Annotated in this window: 16 protein-coding genes; 10 read left to right on the plus strand and 6 right to left on the minus strand. The window is 47.2% G+C overall.

Annotated elements, in window-relative coordinates:
• Nucleotides 1-78: 78 nt before the first annotated feature.
• From CLV42_RS28015 to CLV42_RS28045, 7 genes are all read left to right on the plus strand, one after another.
• On the plus strand, nucleotides 79-711 hold the full coding sequence (locus tag CLV42_RS28015; RefSeq protein ID WP_106605257.1) for a hypothetical protein: 633 nt from the start codon (nucleotides 79-81) through the stop codon (nucleotides 709-711).
• A gap of 3 nt (nucleotides 712-714) precedes the next feature.
• Nucleotides 715-1,866, plus strand: coding sequence for an AAA family ATPase (locus CLV42_RS28020; RefSeq protein WP_106605258.1), 1,152 nt, complete (start codon nucleotides 715-717; stop codon nucleotides 1,864-1,866).
• A complete protein-coding gene (locus tag CLV42_RS28025) occupies nucleotides 1,863-2,567 on the plus strand; it encodes a hypothetical protein (protein ID WP_106605259.1) in 705 nt (234 codons plus the stop codon). The genes CLV42_RS28020 and CLV42_RS28025 overlap by 4 nt, the downstream gene beginning before the upstream one ends.
• Before the next feature lies 1 nt (nucleotide 2,568).
• Complete coding sequence (locus CLV42_RS28030) at nucleotides 2,569-5,061, plus strand: hypothetical protein (RefSeq protein ID WP_106605260.1); 2,493 nt, start codon at nucleotides 2,569-2,571, stop codon at nucleotides 5,059-5,061.
• Nucleotides 5,039-7,900 carry a hypothetical protein gene (locus CLV42_RS28035; RefSeq protein WP_106605261.1) on the plus strand — a complete coding sequence of 954 codons (2,862 nt, stop codon included), beginning with the start codon at nucleotides 5,039-5,041 and terminating at the stop codon, nucleotides 7,898-7,900. The genes CLV42_RS28030 and CLV42_RS28035 overlap by 23 nt, the downstream gene beginning before the upstream one ends.
• Nucleotides 7,901-8,052: 152 nt before the next feature.
• Nucleotides 8,053-8,679 carry a TetR/AcrR family transcriptional regulator gene (locus tag CLV42_RS28040; protein WP_146154507.1) on the plus strand — a complete coding sequence of 209 codons (627 nt, stop codon included), beginning with the start codon at nucleotides 8,053-8,055 and terminating at the stop codon, nucleotides 8,677-8,679.
• Nucleotides 8,680-8,685: 6 nt separating this feature from the next.
• Nucleotides 8,686-10,008, plus strand: a complete 1,323-nt coding sequence (locus CLV42_RS28045) for an ABC1 kinase family protein (protein WP_106605263.1) — start codon at nucleotides 8,686-8,688, stop codon at nucleotides 10,006-10,008.
• A 64-nt stretch (nucleotides 10,009-10,072) separates the two neighbouring features.
• Here the strand turns inward: CLV42_RS28045 and CLV42_RS28050 are convergent, their stop codons facing one another.
• From CLV42_RS28050 to sppA, 5 genes are all read right to left on the minus strand, one after another.
• Nucleotides 10,073-10,570, minus strand: a complete 498-nt coding sequence (locus CLV42_RS28050) for a DUF2911 domain-containing protein (protein WP_106605264.1) — start codon at nucleotides 10,568-10,570, stop codon at nucleotides 10,073-10,075.
• A gap of 119 nt (nucleotides 10,571-10,689) precedes the next feature.
• Nucleotides 10,690-11,235: an SRPBCC family protein gene (locus CLV42_RS28055; RefSeq protein WP_106605265.1), complete on the minus strand. Its 546-nt coding sequence runs from the start codon at nucleotides 11,233-11,235 to the stop codon at nucleotides 10,690-10,692.
• 2 nt (nucleotides 11,236-11,237) lie between these two features.
• Nucleotides 11,238-11,765, minus strand: coding sequence for an SRPBCC family protein (locus tag CLV42_RS28060; RefSeq protein ID WP_106605266.1), 528 nt, complete (start codon nucleotides 11,763-11,765; stop codon nucleotides 11,238-11,240).
• A gap of 33 nt (nucleotides 11,766-11,798) precedes the next feature.
• Nucleotides 11,799-12,902 carry an ABC transporter permease gene (locus CLV42_RS28065; RefSeq protein ID WP_106605267.1) on the minus strand — a complete coding sequence of 368 codons (1,104 nt, stop codon included), beginning with the start codon at nucleotides 12,900-12,902 and terminating at the stop codon, nucleotides 11,799-11,801.
• Nucleotides 12,903-13,024: 122 nt separating this feature from the next.
• Complete coding sequence (gene sppA, locus CLV42_RS28070; protein WP_106605268.1) at nucleotides 13,025-14,788, minus strand: signal peptide peptidase SppA; 1,764 nt, start codon at nucleotides 14,786-14,788, stop codon at nucleotides 13,025-13,027.
• An 88-nt stretch (nucleotides 14,789-14,876) separates the two neighbouring features.
• Here sppA and folK point away from each other — a divergent pair, with 88 nt between their 5' ends.
• Nucleotides 14,877-15,365 carry a 2-amino-4-hydroxy-6-hydroxymethyldihydropteridine diphosphokinase gene (folK, locus tag CLV42_RS28075; protein WP_106605269.1) on the plus strand — a complete coding sequence of 163 codons (489 nt, stop codon included), beginning with the start codon at nucleotides 14,877-14,879 and terminating at the stop codon, nucleotides 15,363-15,365.
• 19 nt (nucleotides 15,366-15,384) lie between these two features.
• Nucleotides 15,385-16,008 carry a deoxynucleoside kinase gene (locus CLV42_RS28080; RefSeq protein ID WP_106605270.1) on the plus strand — a complete coding sequence of 208 codons (624 nt, stop codon included), beginning with the start codon at nucleotides 15,385-15,387 and terminating at the stop codon, nucleotides 16,006-16,008.
• 218 nt (nucleotides 16,009-16,226) lie between these two features.
• Here CLV42_RS28080 and CLV42_RS28085 read toward each other — a convergent pair whose 3' ends face one another.
• Nucleotides 16,227-17,453: a BaiN/RdsA family NAD(P)/FAD-dependent oxidoreductase gene (locus CLV42_RS28085; RefSeq protein ID WP_106605271.1), complete on the minus strand. Its 1,227-nt coding sequence runs from the start codon at nucleotides 17,451-17,453 to the stop codon at nucleotides 16,227-16,229.
• A gap of 205 nt (nucleotides 17,454-17,658) precedes the next feature.
• On the opposite strand from CLV42_RS28085, the gene CLV42_RS28090 reads away from it, so the two are divergent.
• Nucleotides 17,659-20,076: an MG2 domain-containing protein gene (locus CLV42_RS28090; RefSeq protein ID WP_245901751.1), complete on the plus strand. Its 2,418-nt coding sequence runs from the start codon at nucleotides 17,659-17,661 to the stop codon at nucleotides 20,074-20,076.
• Nucleotides 20,077-20,458: the final 382 nt, after the last annotated feature.

Genomic DNA, 20,458 nt, shown 5'->3' on the forward strand with positions numbered 1-20,458 from the left:
CCATTACCGCACACAAATAATCCTTTGACAAAACGAGAAAACCTACGCGAAGCAATACGCGCGCCAACGCATTAGAGAATGACACTGACCGAATTTATATCATCACTGATCAATGAGGGGAAAGTAACGGTAGCGCCGTTCATCAAACCGTTTGACCCGGACGACATCCGTTTAGCCAATGTACATCTGAAGCAACATTACGATGACGATAGTACGGATATGCCAGGACAGGTGCCACCTTATGACCCTGAGGCAGCCCTCTGGGCCGCCTGCTACCTGTATAGGGCTGTCCAGTTCATCCAGATCCGGCGGCTGGGAGAGGACGATATAAAGGCGCACCTGCTGCCCTTCACCGGTGTACATTCACCCTCAGCCGTATATGCTGCTGACCTGACATTGCGCTATATGCCCGGTCTTTTTGATCTTGCGAAAGGACTAGGCCCCGGAGATCCATTAGTAAAAGAACTGGAGATCATGGCTGCACAATGGCCATTATCCATGGCTGCCGTCGCGGCCATTGTACCCGAAGATCTCTCCCTGATCATGCAGCATCCGTCGCTGAAAATAGCATATATCGACAGGATCATCCATGCGAGGGATTTTCGCAAATGCCGCCATCCGGAATGCCTGCCACTGGTGCAGGAAGCTCTTGGCTCGCATGCCGCAATACTCTGGCCTGAATTTGAAATTGACCTTACTGTTCATACATAAACAATGGAACCTATTACCTTTGAATCCCCGCTGGTAGACAAACTGAATGATGTACTACAGCAACTGAAACAGACTTTTGTCGGCAAGGATGACATCATTGATCTCATGGGCATCTGCCTGGCAGGACGCGAAAACATCTTCCTGTTCGGTCCTCCTGGTACAGCTAAAAGCGCCATGGTACGTGAACTCGCCCGCCAGCTGGATGTGAAAACGTTCGAATACCTGCTGACCCGCTTTACGGAACCCAATGAATTGTTCGGTCCCTTCGATATCCGCAAACTGAGAGACGGCGATCTGGTCACCAATACAGAAGGGATGTTGCCCGAAGCGTCGCTCGTGTTCCTGGATGAATTACTGAATGCGAACAGTGCGATCCTCAACAGCCTGCTCATGGCCCTGAATGAAAAGATCTTCCGCAGGGGTAAGGAAACCAGACACCTGCCTGCGCTGATCTTCATCGGCGCCAGTAACCACCTTCCGGAAGACGAAGCCCTGCAGGCGCTGTTTGACAGGTTCCTGATCAGGGTACGCTGCGAGAATGTAGACCCGGCACTGTTGGAAAATGTACTGCAGGCGGGCTGGGGACTGGAACAAAAGCAGGCCACCGGGAATAGTGGTATTCCTGCTGAAGACCTGCGCGCCCTGCAGCAACTGAATACAACAATAGACCTGAGCGGTATCAGGCCTGAATATATTATGCTGATTGAACAGCTGCGTAATGCAGGTGTACAGATCTCCGACAGGCGCGCCGTAAAGCTGCAACGCCTTATTGCAGCAAGCGCGCTACTTTGCAAACGCAAGGCTGCTATCCTCTCAGATCTCTGGATATTACGCTACATCTGGGATACAGAAGAACAGATCGAGATCATTGCCGGTATTGTGAATACATCTGTGGAGAAAGCTGACGCACATGCACAGGAACATCCCCGCGCCCACAACAGTGGTATGCCTGATCCGGAAGCCATTTACCGTGATGTGCAGCAACTGCATGTGCAATGGGACGATCCGGAAACACCGGCTGCTGCCCGCGCACTGATCAAAGACCGGCTGCGTAGCCTGAACAGCCGTTGTGAATGGATCAGCAATACCACGCAGCGTAACTACGTATTACAACCCATAGATGCCCTCTGGAAGAAAATATTGCAATCTGCATGAAAGAGATGATCATCGTGCTTGCCATGGCTGATATGACAGCACTCGGCAGTATACGCACATGGCCAGGCCTGCTGGTGGCAGCCACCGGAGATGAGATCTGGGTGAGAGGCATTGCGCCGGATACAACGGATATACAGCTCCGTAAACTGCCGGCAAAACACACCTTCCTGGCAGATACACAGGAACGTTTATTCCTGCCGGGGAAACATACGCCACACGACACGCTTAAAAAGATGTCATGGGAGGCCATTGCCTCTTTTATCACGGTGGAACTTCCCGTATCTGCCATGCCCGCCCACGCAGGCGAGGACTATGCGGTACGGCTGGCGCCCACCACAGTAACCGGGGAACCTTTCGCTATACTGACCTCCCTGGAGCATTGGAAGGCATATGCTGACACCGCGCCACTGATCAGATTACAGAGATTGAGTTTCGCCGTATGTGAAACAGGTGAAGTGTTGATCATTGGCACACCGGTGCCATCTATGCCAGGTAAAGTATTTACATTACGTGACAATATCCTGTTGCCGGCTGGTTACGATTTTGACCCTCCGGTTATTGGTCAGCTCATTCCCAAATGGTCCGGAACAGAGAGTGATACATTACTCCTGTTTCGCGTAGATGGTCAATGGGAAAAGATACCCGGGCAGGTTTTTGTACGCGCTTCCAGAAGCGCTATCCGTCTCACTAACACTTTCTGAAATGTCGCAGCTGCATGATATGACCGTAGCCTATTTTCAGGCTGCAAAAGACTACTTCTGGCAATGGGCGGAAGAAGGAGAAGTCATTGAATGGATAAAAGACGGAGGCACGATCTGCTATAAAACAGAACTGTTGCATGATCTCTCCCGGATAAATAATCATCTGCCGCCTCCCGGCCCCCTGTTGCTGGTCATAGCGATTGGCAAACCAGCCCCTGGTCCGCAGGCGATACAGGCCTTGCTGCATCAATATGTCGAAGACCTGTTCGGCGATGCAATAAAAGGACCACATGTTATCGATGTATCCCGTGAGATCGAGGCAGAAGAGATGAAAGTAGTCATCACTGATTTCCTGGCGCTGCTACGCCCTCTTCCCGGAAGATACTGGAAAGGCGCTGACAGGGAATTACTGCTGAATACCCTTTTTGAACATGTCGAAACATTTCTGCAAGGAGAAACAGCAAAGGAAATGCTGTCCATATGCCGGCGAGGCGCTTACGATTATGTGATTGCTCACGGCAGCTCCAAAGATCCTCTGTCCACACTAAAAACTGATATAGGCATCCTGCAGCAGATACTACAGCGTTATCCTGACACTGCTGCACTGGAGGAAAAACTGAACGCAATAGTCAGTCCCGCTCCTCCTGTACCGGCGCTCATAGAGATTCCTGATGATCTCCCGAAACCGGCACAGGCAGAAAATCTGTTACAGATACTGGCGGAAGACAATCAGACAGCCCCGCTGGCATTGCTGACACAACGCCTCATCGCTGCGCTTCACCTGCCGATGCACACCAAAGGATATAGTCAGACTTCCTTCGGAGGCGTGTCCGACATTACCAACAAAGGCAATTTTGACAGGCTGCTGTTGAGTGAACTGGCGCACGACAATGAAACCCTGATGGTAAGGCTGGCCAATAACGAAGCCCTTTATCTCAGGCGGGAAGAACTGCCAGACAATGAACCCGGACAACGTTTTATACTGGTAGATAAAAGTATTAAACTGTGGGGCACCCCTCACCTGCTGGAAATGGCTGCTGCACTGGCATGCACCATTGATAACAAGCAGCATGCAGAGATTTTACCTTTTGCATTGCTTGGAGATCGCTATGAGCCGATGGACCTTTCCTCCAAAGCAGAGATCATTGCCAGCATGCAGGAACTTTCGCCAGCACTAAATAGTGCAAAGGCATTATCTTTATTTACGGAAACGCATATACTGAAGGGTCAACAGGAATATTTTCTTATCACTGGTGATGAGCTTTTTCACTCAGTTACATTTCAGCAATCGTTCGCAGCACTGCGGCGTACAGATGGCTTTGTGATCACGGTGAACACGGACTGTCAGATACAGTTGTACAGGTATACTGCCGGCCACCGGAAGTTGTTAAATACAGCAAAGATCAGCATGGAAATGCCGAAGGTACGGGCAAAGCGTACCGCTGTGCAACGTGTCCATAGTGCTGTTGACTTGCCGGAGTTCCTGAAGAACCACCCCTTACCGCTTTTCATCCCATACCAACTGACCAACCTGAACCAAAGTGACAGTTATTTCTCAAAATTTGCTGGTAGCATAGCCATCACAAAACACAGACAACTATTCTTCTGGCCACAAAAAAGAAAAGGCGCCAGAGTGATCACCTCCAATTTTCCTGATGCACATGGTTACTTCTTTGGATTTGATACTGAATATTTGTTTATCCTCTTCCAGGCTAAGGGAGCAGAACGTCTTTCGCTATACCAGTTTAAAAGAAGTACACTTGAGCTGACCTCAATAGATGTAGAACATCATGAATCCGTCGGTTTAATAAGACGCAATGGTATCATGGATGTAGCTTTTAAACCCGGCACTTCTAGCTATGGGTCCTTCTATGTCAGCTTTATCGGTATCGGAAAAGTACCAAACATAGTAGCCGTTAATACTGATTCTGGTGAAATGACCCGTGAGCCGAATGTCACAATAGATATGCTGAAGGCAATGAAAGATCAGTATAGAGAGAATGAGCAGCGACACTGGCAATCGTTTAATACGATCAACAGCCTTAAACACCTGGGCATAAACCAAAAGGGCAACATATTGGTCAACAAGCATGAACTTGTCTTCACCGGGCAGGATGTACAACTGGTCAAAGCATTCAATGTGGGCCTGCATAATAGCATCCATAATACAGAACAGGACGTCAGACTGCCCGATACCAGACAAACACTATCTAATTACAGATGGCCCGACGGCAGTCAAGCCTGGTTTGACCCTTACAGGCACATGCTGCATCTGCGTAGCTCAGACAAGCTGGTGCCTGAAATTACCCTTGTGCTTCTTGTCAACCAGCCCACCGCCTGCTGGGCATCGGATGGTGCCACCTGCGGGGCTTCCTATTTCAGACCAGATGATCAGGGAAATATTGAAGTATTAGAGCCGAACGTTTTTCACCACGTATACATCAAACCATTTATTGATATTATTCAACGACATGGAACTCCAGCTGTCATATAACCCGCAAACCAGGCACAAAACAAGTGCGGCCTTTCTCCGTGGTCACTCCCCGGAGCAATGGTTTCGTGAAATAAACGATTGGCAGATTGCCCTGCAGGGACTTACCTGTTTCCTCCTGCCCGAACATAAAAATACCGTGTCCCCTGGCGGGCTGCTGGTCATCTTCAGCGACCAGGTACCCGCTGCCGGAAAGATAAGCCATCCTTATACTGTCATCAACGGGAATCTTTATATCCCGGTGGATGCTATCCTCACACCAGCCCTGTCTCCTGCAGAAATGGAGGAACTGCTGATATGGGATGTACAGGTATTCCATCCTGCAATAGGTTTTGTAGGTTTTGATGAAGATGATGAACGTTACCTGAACAGCTTCCTGCTGCCCGCTCAAGCCGCCGAAAAGAGCTGGGATTATGCACATCCCGGCATGCCGCCGGTAGCCTATCTGCATACGATCAGTGTGGCTATGCCAGCGCTTGAATTGACAGACCTGTTGAATGATGGGCAGATCACGCTGCCCTTGTCTGAACTGCCAGGTAAAAGGCGCCGCAGAAGTCTGTTTATGCGCTTTATTGACTGGATGGTAAGATGCTTCCTCCGTTTCCTGCTAGCCATATTCAATATTGTTGCCTTCCTCCTGGGACGCAGCTGGGCAAGCTCAGTTCACCCCGGTAACACAGGATTCGGCGGAGCGGGTACAGGCAGGACGGCAGTCCGCAGTAACGATGTAGATGAACCAGAAAGGGTAAGTGCCGGCGGATTCAGGGAAAAACTCCGGAATTGGATAGACAAAACCCTGGGAAGTATTGAAGAAAGGAGAGATAGTGAACTGGATCGCCTGCTGAAAATGTTTGACAAAGACGGAGACGAGGCACTCAGATTTGCTATACCGATAGGCGGCAATCCCTCACCCGCAGCTGGTAGAGGTGTAGCTCCCCAGTCATCCAGGCTGTCCAGACAGGATACCAATTTCAACCTGGGAAAATTGTTTGAAAGCAAGCCCGTAGATACCTGGAATTCTGCGGAAAGTTACATGACATTGCTTTCAAGGAAATATGAAGCACAGGCAGCAAAAGCGCTTGCAGAAGGCGACCACAGAAAGGCAGCCTATATTTATGCACACTTGCTGCGAAACCTTCACCGGGCAGCGGTCGTGCTGGAGGAAGGTCGGTTCTACCACGAGGCCGCTGCCTTGTACATAGACAGTCTCGGACAACCCGTAAAAGCAGCTGAATGCTTTGAAAAGGGAGGCCTGCTGCTCGACGCCATCAACATCTATAAAAAACTGGAAAAATACGAGAAGACCGGCGATCTGTATAAACAACTATCCCAGGAAAAACCGGCACAACAATACTTCCAGCTGGCTGTCGATGCTGCCATGCGACAAAAGAACCACCTGGAAGCCGCGCGCATCCTGCAACATAAATCCGGAAAACCGGAAGAGGCCTGCGAAGTACTATTAGATGGCTGGCAACAGGGTAACCAGGACAAAGACTGCCTGTCGCAATACCTTCATCTTGCCAGTGACCTGGATAAAGAAAGTTTTCCCGGTAAAATGCGCATGGTCTACGAACAGAAGACACCGGAGCATAAAATAGATAACCTGCTGGAGATCTTCCTCGCATTCAAAAAAAATATGAATGAAGCGGCACAGGATACGGCCATCGAGATAGCTTATGAAGTTATTAGCCCACAGATAGCCTCCGGTAGGGAAGAAAGACTATCAGTACTGAAAAAGATGCTGCCCGATGATAAGGAACTGTCTGCCGACATCTACCGGTACAGCGCCCGGAAAAAAGAGGCAAAACCAGCAGTTGTCCGTACGGATCAGGGCTTCCAGCTGGAACAGCATATCAAGTGGCTGGCAGCGACCGTTATTAAAAAACAGCTCATATTTGTAGGGACAGCAGCTAATACGCTCTACTTGTTGCGCATGCTGGCCGATGGTACCCGCAAATTGTATTCCTGGCAATACCAACCACTTCAGGACAATAATGGCAAGGAAGAGCAGATTTACGCCTATTTCTCGGAAAACGACGCTTCGAAGTATGGCAGTAAACTCCTGTACCTGATCACTTCCCATAACAGAAGGATCAGCCTGGGCAAACTCATACTTCCTTCGGAAAAACCATTCGGCGATAAAGTGATTGTGGATACCACCGATTATCCGGCCAGTCATTTGGGTGGATTGATCGGAATGACCATCAATGCCGGAGGGGATCCTGTTACCATCTTTTCCGGCCACAACCGGCCTGAAGTAATGATAAAAGAACCCAGTTCAGGTAGTTATTATTGTACATATCCCGACCAGGTACGTCTTCACCTGCCCGCACCTGATTTGCCACTTCCTCTCTGGGGCGAAGGCCCTTATTACTTCGGTCATGGCAACAGGATCTACCGGGTAGAACGGGAAGGGCAAACACAACACCTGGACCTTCTTTATAAGATCAACCACATTACCGCTACTGAAGTAACTAAAGGTATGTTACTGATGGCAAGTACGACAGAGGGATGTGTATATGTCATGGACAAAAAGGACGGATTTCAGCTTTATTCCGAATATTTTGCCGGTGGCGGTATGTTAGCGGAATATTTCGGTGATGATGTTATACGGGCCAGCCAGTTCGTTTCCAAAACATACCTGGTGTTGGCCATGGCAAACGGGGCAACAGTCTACAATATAACAACACATATGCCTACGGTAAAAACACATTTTGTGACCGCTGCACCTGTGCGTTTCATACTTGCAACCGAAAACCCGAATGAAGTAATATTGGTAGATGAAAAAGGCAGGATCACCGTCCACAAAATCGATGACAAGATCATCGTCGACAAACGATAAAAAGACGGTTTGTCAATTTAGGCTTTTCTTAACAGTCAGGGCCGTGGAAATGATCATTATCCGGCGTTTGTGGCGTAAATTTGTAATAGCGACCTATGTCCAACCCGCATAGTGCGCTGTCATGTATTTACTTACACACCAAACCCGGGATCATGGAAAAAAAACTCATACGCGACGCTTATAAAACTTACTGGCTGGAAAATGGTAAAAGACCTGTTTCTGTGTACTCCTTCTGCCAACAACTGGATGTGCCTGAAACCACCTTTTATGACAGCTATTCCTCTTTTGATACACTGGAAAAAGACATCTGGCTCTCCTTCTTCCAGGACACCTTAGAAAAATTGAAGGAAGATGAGATCTACCGGAACTATTCTGCCCGGGAAAAGCTTCTCACTTTCTACTTTCTCTGGGTACAGGAACTGAAAGAAAACAGAAGTTATATTCTGCAGCAAAAAGACAAATACCTGGTACCTGGCCTGCACCTGGACAAACTGGAAGCTTTCCGCATCGCTTTTTACGATTATATCCGCGAGCTGATCAAAGAAGGTTACCAGACGGGTGAAGTGAAGGAACGTAAATACATCTCTGATCAATACGTACACGGCTTCTGGCTACAGGCGCTTTTTGTGCTGCGCTACTGGACGAAAGACGACAGTGAACGCTTCGAAATGACAGATGCTGCCATAGAAAAAGCGGTAAACCTCAGCTTCCAGCTGATCAGTTCCAATACGCTTGACAGCATCCTCGACTTCGGAAAATTCATGTTTGCAAGGAAATAAGACAGTATGAAAGAACAGACGAACATCCCTACCGGTAAAGTTGAACGTGCCAGCAAATTTGTAACAACAGGATTGAAAGTAGGTACAAACTACCTCAAACATTATACAAAGAAACTCATAGATCCTTCCATCAGCAAGGAAGAACTCCATGCCGACAATGCAGAAGACATTTATGATACCCTCAGCAATCTGAAAGGAAGCGCACTTAAAGTAGCACAAATGCTCAGCATGGATAAAGGCATGCTACCAAAAGCCTATACCGAACGCTTTGCGATGTCGCAGTATAGCGCTCCTCCCCTTTCCGGTCCGCTGGTGATCAATACCTTCATCAAAACACTGGGTAAATCGCCCACCCAGCTCTATGACCATTTCGAAATACAGGCTTCCAATGCTGCCTCTATCGGGCAGGTGCATAAAGCAACTAAATGGGGCAAGGACCTGGCTATAAAGATCCAGTATCCCGGCGTGGCGAACAGCGTAAAATCTGACCTCCGCCTTGTCAAGCCTTTTGCTATCCGCATCGTAGGCATGAATGAAGTGGATATGGATAAATACTTCGAAGAGATAGAAGGTAAACTGCTGGAAGAAACAGACTATAAACTGGAACTGCAACGCTCCATGGAAGTATCGGCCCAATGCGCCCATATTCCCAACCTGGTCTTCCCGGTTTATTACCCGGAACTGTCCAGCGACAGGATCATTACCATGGACTGGCTGAAAGGGTTCCACCTGAAAGAATTCCTGGAACGCAATCCTTCACAGGAAATCCGTAACAGGATCGGTCAGGCCCTGTGGGACTTTTACCAGTTCCAGGTACATCAACTGAAAAAAGTACATGCAGATCCGCACCCCGGCAACTTTCTGATGCGCGACGATGGCACTGTTGGCGTATTCGATTTTGGCTGTATCAAGGAAATACCGGAAGATTTCTACGTCAACTACTTCCTGCTGACGAATAAGGAAGTGCTGAAAGATGAAAAGAGACGCAGGGAGATCTATACCAACCTGGAAATGATCCACCCCAGCGATACAGAAAAGGAAGTGGTTTTCTTCTCCGGCCTGTTCCAGAGAATGATCGATATGCTCACCCGTCCCTTTACACTGGAAGAGTTTGATTTCGGTAATGAAGCCTATTTCGAAGAGATCTATGCGTATATGGATTACCTCTACAACCTGAAAGAAGTAAGGGATTCCAAGGTAGCCAGAGGTTCCAGGCACTCATTGTATATCAACCGTACTTATTTCGGTTTATATTCCATCCTCAGCGACCTGAAAGCTAAAATAATTACCGGCGATGCACGGATACAAAGTCTCCTGCAATCAGCATAAGAATATACAATAAAAAAGCCTCCGCTGATTAAACGAAGGCTTTTTTATTAAATACTTTCTGCACTTATTTTACCGGCACTTCTACATGCGTTTTATCCCATTCTACTACCAGTTTGTTGGCAGGTACAGTAATAGTCAGTTTCTCAACAGGCGCACTGATTTTAGTAGCTTTCGCTTTTACCTGCAGTACATCCTTATCCTTGATCTTATCATAGTCATAAGCACCCCATTGTTTCAGCTCACTGTTCAGAATGAATGTCCATTCATTCGCTTCTGGAATAGTAAACAGGGTGTAAGTACCTGCTTTTACAGGTTTGCCGCCGAAGCTGCCATCTTTAGCAAAGGTGATCTCGGTTGCCTCGTTGGCGCCTAAACGCCATACTTTACCGTAAGGTACAAGCTCGCCGAAAATAACGCGGTTTCTTTTAGACGGTTGTCCATAAGCTATCTTAACATTTTTTCCTTCAGCAGTTATACGTGGGCTTTTAGGCGCGTTGTCCTGTGCAGATACAAAGCTGCATGTTCCTGCCAGTAATGCGAAAAATAATAGAACGTGTTTCATGGTTGTAATTTGTTTTACTGTTCTGAATTTTAGGAAAAATATACTTTTTCATTCATAACAGACTTACCATTCATAACAATTCGGCGTTAAAAAATGCAGTGGCAATCACGCATTCATTACTATTTTCTTTTCTCGCAGATATTTTTCAGCTTAGTTAGTCCATCCTCCAACAGCGGGCCTGTCAGCTTATCCGCCAGGAATCCTTTGAGCTTCCACCAGGGCAACATTCCCACATGGGTTTCCAGGCGCCATTGTATAGCAGTTCCCTTTCCATCAACGGAAGGTTTCAGATCAAAGGCAGCTGATATTGGCTTCATGGCATTAAACTCCATGTTATAATGCACCCCTTTTTCCAGCGTACTCTCCCCGATAAGTACCTTACCCGATACTGGTTTTTCCTGCTGCACACCTGACCATGTATAATAAGCCCCCTGACCCGCAGGCGGGTTTGAAAATTCAATTTTCTGTGCTACACCAGGAGCTGCCCAGGGATTCCATTCAGGCCAGGTATTCAGGTTATTGATCTCAGCATAAACGATAGACAAAGGAGCATCAATCACTCCGGAGCGTTCAACGATCGCCTTTGAAGGCAGTAACAGGGAAATGAGAAATATCAATCCCCCAAAGAAAAGAACACTAAGCAATAATAATTTGACGAAACGCATATCTATTTTACTAATTTCTCCAGGTTTTCCAACCCCTTTTCAAAATCTCTTCCAATCAATTTATCCAGCATCAATCCCCTGATCTTACCAGCAGGATATCTGCCTACCTCCATCGCAATACCCCATGTTACATGCGTGCCTACGCCAGAGGGCTCGAAACGGAAATAACCTTTTGTGGCCTTACTTTCCATGAACTGCATCTCGATTGTGATCTGTTTATACGGCCGGGATGCCGTAATAGTAACTGAACCTTTACCTACCTTACGGTTCCTGCTTATCCATTGATAACCGGCGCCCGTCCCGCTCTTCTTGTCGTTGTACGACAGCTTTATCTTAGGGTCCACCTGAAGCCAGGGTGACCATTTTTCCCAGTTGCGTAATATATTCACCTGATCAAAAACGACGGAAAGAGACGCAGGGATGGCCCTGACACGTACTACCTTCACTGTAGCAGGCAGGAACATGCTGACAATGAACAAACCTGGTATCAGCACACCAAGTGCTCCAAGTATGATAAATAAGGCTTGCATATACAAAAGGTAGGAAAAAATCCAGACTATTCCCTATTCCCACCGGAATACCCTTACTGCTACGGCATATACAATCACTCCCCATAGGGTAATCACGCCCAGTTCAAGTCCCACATTCCATAAATGTTGCCCTTCGAAAGCGATCTTACGGAAAGCATCGTTCAGGTAGGTCAGCGGCATAATGCGGCATATGGGCTGTAGCCAGGAGGGGAAAGCATCTACCGACACAAAAGTACCTGCCAGCAGGAACTGCGGTAAGGTGATCACATTGGCAATCGGAGGTATCGTGCTTTCACTGTTGGCAATGCCACTCACCACAAATCCGAAGCCCATGAATACGATGACCCCGAAAGCTGTCAGTATCAACATTTCGAAAAAGGTAGTCCATCCATGTACCAATGTAAATCCGAAGGCAAAATAACCGATCGCGATGATCAGTACGGCGCCGGCTACCTGGAATATCAGGCGGGCCAGGGCTTCCGCCAATACAATATAGAGCCTGCGGATCGGTGTGGCAAAGAAACGCTTCAACACCAGCGTCTGACGCAGACTGAAGAAGAGGAATGCAGTACTGAATACAGCGGCACTTAACAGGGAAAAACTGAGCAGACCAGGCAGGATGAAGTCGATAGTTCTGTAACGGCGGCCCGGCAGTACTTCCACTGGCTCCAGTTTCGCAACAGAACTCCTGGGATAGTAAACGTCGTCAGCCTTATTAATGATGCCTGTCAGTATAGTCTGGAACAACGAAATCTTATCTACCGAAGCAGCAGAAGTACGCACCTTCACATTGCAGACAGGTGTATTTCCCTGTGCCGGCTGGGACGTGATGCGGATAATAGCGGTAATATGTCCCTTTTTCAGGTCATCTTCCATTTCTGCAGCCGGCTGACCGCTTATCAGCTTGAGGCTTTTTTCACTGGCCAGTTGCTTATACAGATAACTGGTAGTATCTGTAGCTGCATCCACCCCTATTTTCACCGATATGCCTTTATCGCCGATAAAGCCAAACACCAGGATGAAAACCAGGGGGAACCCCAGGCTGAAGATCACAGCCGAAGGACTTCTCACTATTCCTATCAGGCTAGCTTTGGACATCGCTAGCAGGGCTTTCCATTGATTATATTTAACCGCCATACTTACTTAACGCTGGTCTATTCTTAAAAAATCGCATAAAACTACTATTGTTTTACCCATTTCCATAAAAAAACCTGCCCCAAGGGCAGGTTTAATACTATTTTAAGTCTTTAAGTCGCTTATTACCTGATTTCCAACACATAAGGCAGCTTCGCCTGGATCTCTCCGTTCATTTCCTTCAGATGTTTGATCTGCTGATATACGGCATACTGATCTCCCAGTTCGCTTTTTATAGCAGTCTCCATACGGGCATCCCCTGCAAAGGACTTCATGAATTTTGCAAATGGCATTTCTGCTTCCGGATATTCCCTCAGGCGGAAACCACTGATCTTCGCCAGCTTCGCGGCGCATTTAATGGCATCGTCAATACCGCCGATACGGTCCACCAGTCCCAGCTCTTTTGCCTGCACACCGCTCCATACACGGCCCTGGGCAATGCTGTCCACTATTACCCCGTTCAGCTTACGGCCTTCCACGACGCGACCTTTAAAGGTGCCATAGATACTGTCAACCGAGTTCTGTATGAACTTCTTTTCAATTTCTGTCAACGGACGGGAAGTATTACCCAAATCAGCATACTGTGCTGTCTTGACGCCATCAAAGGTTACACCCAGCTTATTCTTGAAGAATCCCTGCAGGTTCGGTAATACGGCGAAAACGCCGATAGAACCTGTCAGCGTATTCGGCTGTGCAAAAATAGAGTCCGCCATACAGGAAATATAGTAACCGCCGGAAGCGGCATAGTCGCCCATGGATACTACTACCGGCTTACTCTTTTTAGCCAGTGTCAGCTCGCGCCAGATAGACTCAGAGGCCAATGCACTACCACCGGGAGAATTCACGCGGAACACGATCGCTTTCACATCCTTATCCTGCCTTGCCTCACGAATGAGCTTTACAAATTGTCCGCTACTGATCGTTTCATCTTTTTCACTGTCGCCACCTACAATACTACCCTGTGCATAAATAATGGCGATCCTGTTATCCTCACCTTTGCCGGTGCTCACATTGGTCGCACTTTCATATTTGGAGAGGGAAATGAAATTAACCTTCTCATCACCGCTCAATCCCAGTCTCGATTTGATCTCATCCATCACCTGGTCGTTATATTTCAGACCATCCACCAGTTTATACTTCAGCGCATCAGCAGCCTCCTGGATCAGTCCTTCGTTTGCATACCGGTGCAGGGTAACGGTATCTATTTTCCTGGAAGCGCCTATGTTCTTCAGGAAATTGGCATACAGATCGCCCAGGTAGGCATTTGTCTGGATGCGGTTAGCCACTGTCATCTGCGTTTCACGCAAAGGCTCGGTAGCACTCTTGAAACGGCCGTCATAAAAGATCTGTGGCTGAATCTCCAGTTTTTCAAGTGTTCCTTTCAGGAAGGTCAGCTGTGTAAAGAAACCACTGAATTCGAGGCCTCCTTTCGGATGTACATATACCTTGTCTGCCAGTGAAGCTACATAGTAGCTTTTCTGGTCCATCACCTCACCATAGGCATAAATGAACTTACCGGATTGCTTAAATCGCAGCAGCGCGTTACGCACCTCTTCGTTGGTGGCAAATCCGTTGGCATTAGCGTCTGCCTTCAGATAGATCCCTTTTATATTATCGTCAGTTTCAGCATGTCTGATCAGGCGTACTACATCATAGAGTCCCGGGGTTTCTTTGGGGCCCTGGCGCAATACAGCATTTACAGGGTCTACGATCTTTTGTTCGGCATAGGGCTGACTGGTTTCCAATACCAGCACGCCATTTGGCGATAAAGTAACCACGTCAGGGCTGACTGCCGACTTGATAAGGCCCATCAGTATGAAAATCCCTAAAAAGATGATCACAATGAAAGCGAGCAGGGTGGCAAAGAAAATTTTGAAAAAGCTACGCATTATGGAAGATTTAATGTAAAAAGACCTACCGGTCGTCTTCTTTTTCCAAAAATAAAGAATATGTATACTTTTGGGCCGTTGAAGATACATGAATAAAGCAATATTACTTATAGGTGGTAATCTGGGAGACCGTACCGGTCATCTCCAAGAGGCTGTAGAGCAAATAGATAAGCAGGTGGGAAAGGTGGAAAAAATTTCCTCCCTTTTTGAAACAGCTGCCTGGGGGCATGTGGAACAGCCGGACTACCTCAACCAGGGACTCCTGGTATCAACCCATATGGATGCACGAACACTGTTACAGACCGTATTGGCCATAGAGCATAATATCGGTCGTATCCGCCGTCAGAAATGGGGCGCCCGGGTTATCGACATAGATATCATCTTCTACAACAATGCCGTCATCAATGAACCCGATCTGAAAATCCCGCACCCACAGATGCAGTTCAGACAGTTTGTATTGGTTCCCCTGAAGGAGATCATTCCCGACTGGCAGCATCCTGTGCTACACCAGTCTGTCAGCACATTACTTGAAAACTGCACAGACACACTACCCGCTATAAAATATAAGGGGGCGTAACTAAACCATTTGCCGGTCCATGAATTACAAATACATCACTATAGAAGGTAACATCGGAGCAGGGAAAACAACCCTGGCCAACAAACTTTCCGCACATTTCAATGCAAAACTTATCCTGGAGGAATTTGCCGATAATCCCTTCCTGCCGAAGTTTTATGAAAAGCCCCAGCAATACGCTTTCCCCCTGGAGCTGTTTTTCATGGCGGAACGTTATAAGCAGTTAAAAGACATGCTGCAGATGCAGGACATGTTCAGTAATCTTGTCGTGTCTGACTATCTTTTTATCAAGAGCCTCCTGTTTGCAAAGATCAATCTGAAAGAGGAAGAATACAGCCTTTATCAGAAACTGTTTGATATTATCAACCCGCAGCTGGTACAGCCCGACCTACTCATTTTTCTCAATGCACCTGTAACGAAATTACAGCAGAATATCAGGCACCGTAACCGCTCATATGAACAGCAGATAGCAGACGAATACCTCGTCAGCGTACATGACATGTATATGCAATACATCCGTCAGCACCCTATCCGCACACTGATGCTGGATATGACAAAAGTGGACTTTGTAAAGAACCCGGCAGATTTTGATAGCCTGCTGAAAGCGCTTGATAAGGAGTACGAACCGGGCATTCACTACCTATAAATTTTATCTATCCAGAAATAAATAATATTGTTTTGCTCTATACGACGGAGTGAACTAATTTTGTGTCTACAAAAGAAAAGACGACCAGTTATACCCAATAAAAATATTAACATTAAAGGATAGGGGATAAATAGAAGAGTGATATAATACAGAAGAAGGTTACAGTAACAATGGAGGACAGGGGCTCCGGCAGACATACGTTTGCCGGAGTTTCTTTTTTATCGTTCCGCTATAGCGCTGGCAGCTACCCAGCCGCTCGTCCAGGCATGCTGAAAATTAAACCCACCCGTAATCCCATCTACATCCATCACCTCCCCGGCAAAGAATAATCCCGGCGCCAGTTTGCTTTCCATTGTAGCAGGATCTATTTCTGATAAACGGATGCCTCCGCAGGTCACAAACTCTTCTTTAAAAGTTGTTTTACCTTTCACCGGACAAGGCATCGCGGTCATGAATTTGATCAGCTTGTGCTGCTCTTTTGCCGGCATATCCGCCCAGCGTACGTCCTCCCCTATTTCCGACTGCTGCAGGAAAAACTGCCATAAACGCTGAGGCAGTCCGAAAGGATTTTTATGATGCATTTTCTGTCCTCCGAGGGAAAAACGCAGTCCTTGCATTTCTTCTCTTAAACTGTTTTCATTGAAGGCTGGCAGCCAGTTGATCAATGCTGTAAACTCATATTTCAATACTCCCAGCTCACGCGCTCCCCATGCGGAAAGCCGTAATATACAAGGCCCGCTCATCCCCCAGTGAGTGATCAGCAAGGGGCCTTTTTCCTGTAGTTTGGTACCCGCAATTTTCACATGTGCTTCTTCCACACTCACACCCATCAGTGTGGTAATAGGATTGCCGGGCATATTAAAAGTAAAGAGTGATGGCATTGGCGCTTCTACCTGGTGTCCTATAGCCTGAAGCCAGGCAAACTTCTCCAGCTGGGCATAACCACCGGCAGCTACGCAGACCAGGCCTGCCTTCAGTACACCGCCATCCTGTAAGCGTATTTCCCAGCCTTTTCCTTTGGGCTCCAGCTCGCTGACAGCTGCATTCATCCGGATCTTTACACCATATTTGTCCGCTTCTTTCAGCAGACAGTCAATAATGGTCTGGGAATTGTCCGTTACCGGAAACATCCTCCCGTCCGCTTCCGCTTTCAGCGCCACTCCCCTTTCCTTAAACCATGCAATAGTATCAGGCACAAAAAAGCGGCTGAAAGCCTTCTTCACAAAGTGCTGTCCCCTCGGATAGCGTTTTGACATATATAATATGTCGGGGGCATTGTGCGTTACATTACACCTTCCTCCCCCCGAAACCTTCACTTTAGATAAAAGCTTACTACTTTTTTCTATTAATGTGACTTCCAATTGAGTATCAAGGCGTGCAGCATTTACGGCGCAAAAAAAACCGGCCGCGCCACCACCTATAACCACTAATCTCTTGTTTACCATCTTTTTATATCACTGATTTTTCCCAAAATCACTATCCGGCAGCAATAATAATCCAAAGCCGGCAAATTGTAATTTATTAAATACCAATAACATTATTTGCATATATAAATTTTTAACTCTATTTTGCATATTATAATTTTTGATACTATATTGTTGCAAAATGTTGTTCCACATGCAGTCTGTGTTCTTTAAAAAACGAAATCGCATGAAGTGGCTCCTCCCAGTCTGTCTGCTGGGCATAACCGGCGCCCTTGCGTTTTATCCCGCCGATGAATGGCAGGATAAAATCACCCAAGCCTTGGAACAGTACAGCAAACGCTTCCCCCAGGAAAAGGTTTACCTGCACCTGGATAAGGACTATTACGCCGCTGGGGAAACCATGTGGTTCAAGGCGTATGTTTTGCTACAAGGCCAGCCATCCCTTTCGGCAACCAACCTGTATGTAGAGTTGGTGGACAAAGCCGGAAATGTGGTAAGTAAAAAATTACTCTCTGTCGGTGGTGCTACCGGTTCCGGTGCATTCGAACTGCCAGACAATTTCAAAGCAGGTCAGTACCAGGTGCGTGCTTATACCGCATGGATGCTGAACTTCGACGCAGAATACCTCTTCTACAAAAACATTGAAATATTTGACCCGGCAAAACCGATAGGTCCTACGCCTAAGGCGCCGGCTACTGATTTCGCCGTTAACTTCTTCCCTGAAGGTGGTAACCTGATTGCTGGCGTTGCCGGCCGCGTTGCTTTCAAAGCAATCGATCAGCAAGGCTATCCACAGGAAGTAAATGGTATCATCCAGAACCTGAAGGGAGAAACTGTAGCACTGGTGAAAACTACCCGCGATGGTATGGGTATGTTCGATCTCACGCCTGCTGCCGGAGAAACCTACAAGGCGCTGATCCAGACGACCAAAGGCCAGCAGAAAACCATACTGCTGCCGGTTGTTAAAACATCAGGCGTTGGTCTTAAAGTATTCAACAAAGGCACCCGCGTTTTCTATCAGACCTTACCTGCTACGAAAGATAATCCGATGTACAATAATATGATGATCGTTGCGCAGATGCAGCAACACATCGTGTACAAAGCGAAACTGAATGCAGGAGAAGGCCAGATGAGCGGTTTTATACCTACCAAGGAGCTGCCTTCCGGTATCGTTCAGCTGACTGTCTTCAACAGCGAAGGTTTACCACTGGCAGAAAGACTGGCTTTCGTAAGAAAGAACGATTTCCTGCCACTGAGCCTGCAGAATCTTGCGGTGAATACACAGCCAAGACAGAAAAACACACTGGAAATAAAGATCCCGGACACCATGCTCACCAGCTTGTCCGTTTCTATCACCGATGCTGACAATATCGTGAAAGACCAGGATGAGAACAACATCATCTCCAACCTGCTCCTCACCTCCGATCTGAAAGGTTATATCTCTAATCCGGCGCAGTACTTCAAAGATACAGATCCAGCTACCCTGCAGGGACTGGACCTGGTGATGATGACTAACGGCTGGAGAAGGTTCAGCTGGGAAAAGATCCTCCACAACTTCATGCCTGATATTAAGTACCCTTACGAACAGGGCTTACTGCTGAAAGGTGTGGCTACCACCAACAAAGGTGCTGCTACCCTTGCAAATGGTAAAGTGGACTTCATCCTGAAACAACCGATCGATACATCAACCGCATTCTCTTCCGTTACCACAAACGATAAAGGTGAATTTGCCATCGACCGTCTGCAGTTTGTAGATACCATCAACGTATTCTATCGCGCTAACGATCCTAACAAATCCTGGAAGGACGTGAACGTGAAATTCGAACCACATTTCTTCGAGAAAAAAGAAGCGGTAACACTGCCTTATCCGTTCAGAACTACTGTGGAAATAGAGAATAGGGTATTAACCACTTACCTCTCCACCGTAGCTGAAAACACGGCAGTGAGCAGATCCATCGCTAACAAACCGATCTTCCTGAAAGAGGTGAACGTACGCGAAAAACGTCTGAACAAAACAGAATCAGTTGAGCAACGTTATGCAACAGGTATGTTCAATGCCGGTGATGGTTATGGATTTGACCTGACAAGGGATGAACCGGGCAGCCTGAGTATCTTCCAGTACCTTCAGTCTAAAGTACCAGGTCTGAGCATCAACCTGACCGATCCTAACGGTCCGGCCCTGAACTGGCGCGGTGGTGCTCCGGTAATGTTCCTAAACGAAATGCCAACCAACATCAGCATGCTGAGTAACATCAACATCGGTGATGTGGCCTTCATCAAAGTGTTACGCCCGACCTTCGTAGGTGGTTTCGGTGGTAGCTCCGGCGCCATCGCAGTGTACACCAGAAAAGGTGGCGACAGCAAAGCAGATGTAGATACACGCGGCTTCGAAAAATACAGGAAAGGTGGTTATAACATCGTGAAAGAATTCTACGCACCGGATTATACCGTTCGTAAGGAAATTCACATCCTGCAGGATAAAAGGCTGACACTCTACTGGAATCCAAACCTGGTAGCAGACTCCCTGACACATACCGCCAAGATCTCCTTCTACAACAACGACTTCACAAGACGTTTCCGTATAGTAGTAGAAGGTATGGGTGAAGATGGCTCCGTAGGACACACAGAACAACTACTCCAGTAAGCATAGTCACTGGCTGACAGAAAAATAGTCCATAGTTTCAACAACTATGGACTATTTTTATTTATACCCCTTATCCTTTATCCTGACTGCATTTGCGACGAAAGAGATATCTTTGCTGTTAAGAACTTCTTCATCCATCATATGTACGCTCCCTACAAACATCTACTCAGTATTCGCTGCAAAGAATCATACTATTTTACCGCCCCCGGCAGCTGATCAAGTCCACCTCAAGTCCACCTTAACTCCACTTCAAAAGCACCCTTACGTCTGGTTTAATCAGGGTGAACGGCTTACTGATGGCTGCTATGCGGCAATCCCTCTTATATGTTGTCTAAAAAAGCGGTCCACCCATTACTCATCTGCTAAAATAGTACAAGATTTC

Source organism: Chitinophaga ginsengisoli (genome assembly GCF_003014595.1).
Lineage (GTDB): Bacteria > Bacteroidota > Bacteroidia > Chitinophagales > Chitinophagaceae > Chitinophaga > Chitinophaga ginsengisoli.

Bases quoted from the DNA above. Each gene is read 5' to 3' on its own strand.
- CLV42_RS28015 (WP_106605257.1), top strand. From the start codon at position 79: ATGACACTGACCGAATTTATATCATCACTGATCAATGAGGGGAAAGTA.
- CLV42_RS28020 (WP_106605258.1), top strand. From the start codon at position 715: ATGGAACCTATTACCTTTGAATCCCCGCTGGTAGACAAACTGAATGAT.
- CLV42_RS28025 (WP_106605259.1), top strand. From the start codon at position 1,863: ATGAAAGAGATGATCATCGTGCTTGCCATGGCTGATATGACAGCACTC.
- CLV42_RS28030 (WP_106605260.1), top strand. From the start codon at position 2,569: ATGTCGCAGCTGCATGATATGACCGTAGCCTATTTTCAGGCTGCAAAA.
- CLV42_RS28035 (WP_106605261.1), top strand. From the start codon at position 5,039: ATGGAACTCCAGCTGTCATATAACCCGCAAACCAGGCACAAAACAAGT.
- CLV42_RS28040 (WP_146154507.1), top strand. From the start codon at position 8,053: ATGGAAAAAAAACTCATACGCGACGCTTATAAAACTTACTGGCTGGAA.
- CLV42_RS28045 (WP_106605263.1), top strand. From the start codon at position 8,686: ATGAAAGAACAGACGAACATCCCTACCGGTAAAGTTGAACGTGCCAGC.
- CLV42_RS28050 (WP_106605264.1), bottom strand. From the start codon at position 10,570: ATGAAACACGTTCTATTATTTTTCGCATTACTGGCAGGAACATGCAGC.
- CLV42_RS28055 (WP_106605265.1), bottom strand. From the start codon at position 11,235: ATGCGTTTCGTCAAATTATTATTGCTTAGTGTTCTTTTCTTTGGGGGA.
- CLV42_RS28060 (WP_106605266.1), bottom strand. From the start codon at position 11,765: ATGCAAGCCTTATTTATCATACTTGGAGCACTTGGTGTGCTGATACCA.
- CLV42_RS28065 (WP_106605267.1), bottom strand. From the start codon at position 12,902: ATGGCGGTTAAATATAATCAATGGAAAGCCCTGCTAGCGATGTCCAAA.
- sppA (WP_106605268.1), bottom strand. From the start codon at position 14,788: ATGCGTAGCTTTTTCAAAATTTTCTTTGCCACCCTGCTCGCTTTCATT.
- folK (WP_106605269.1), top strand. From the start codon at position 14,877: ATGAATAAAGCAATATTACTTATAGGTGGTAATCTGGGAGACCGTACC.
- CLV42_RS28080 (WP_106605270.1), top strand. From the start codon at position 15,385: ATGAATTACAAATACATCACTATAGAAGGTAACATCGGAGCAGGGAAA.
- CLV42_RS28085 (WP_106605271.1), bottom strand. From the start codon at position 17,453: ATGGTAAACAAGAGATTAGTGGTTATAGGTGGTGGCGCGGCCGGTTTT.
- CLV42_RS28090 (WP_245901751.1), top strand. From the start codon at position 17,659: ATGAAGTGGCTCCTCCCAGTCTGTCTGCTGGGCATAACCGGCGCCCTT.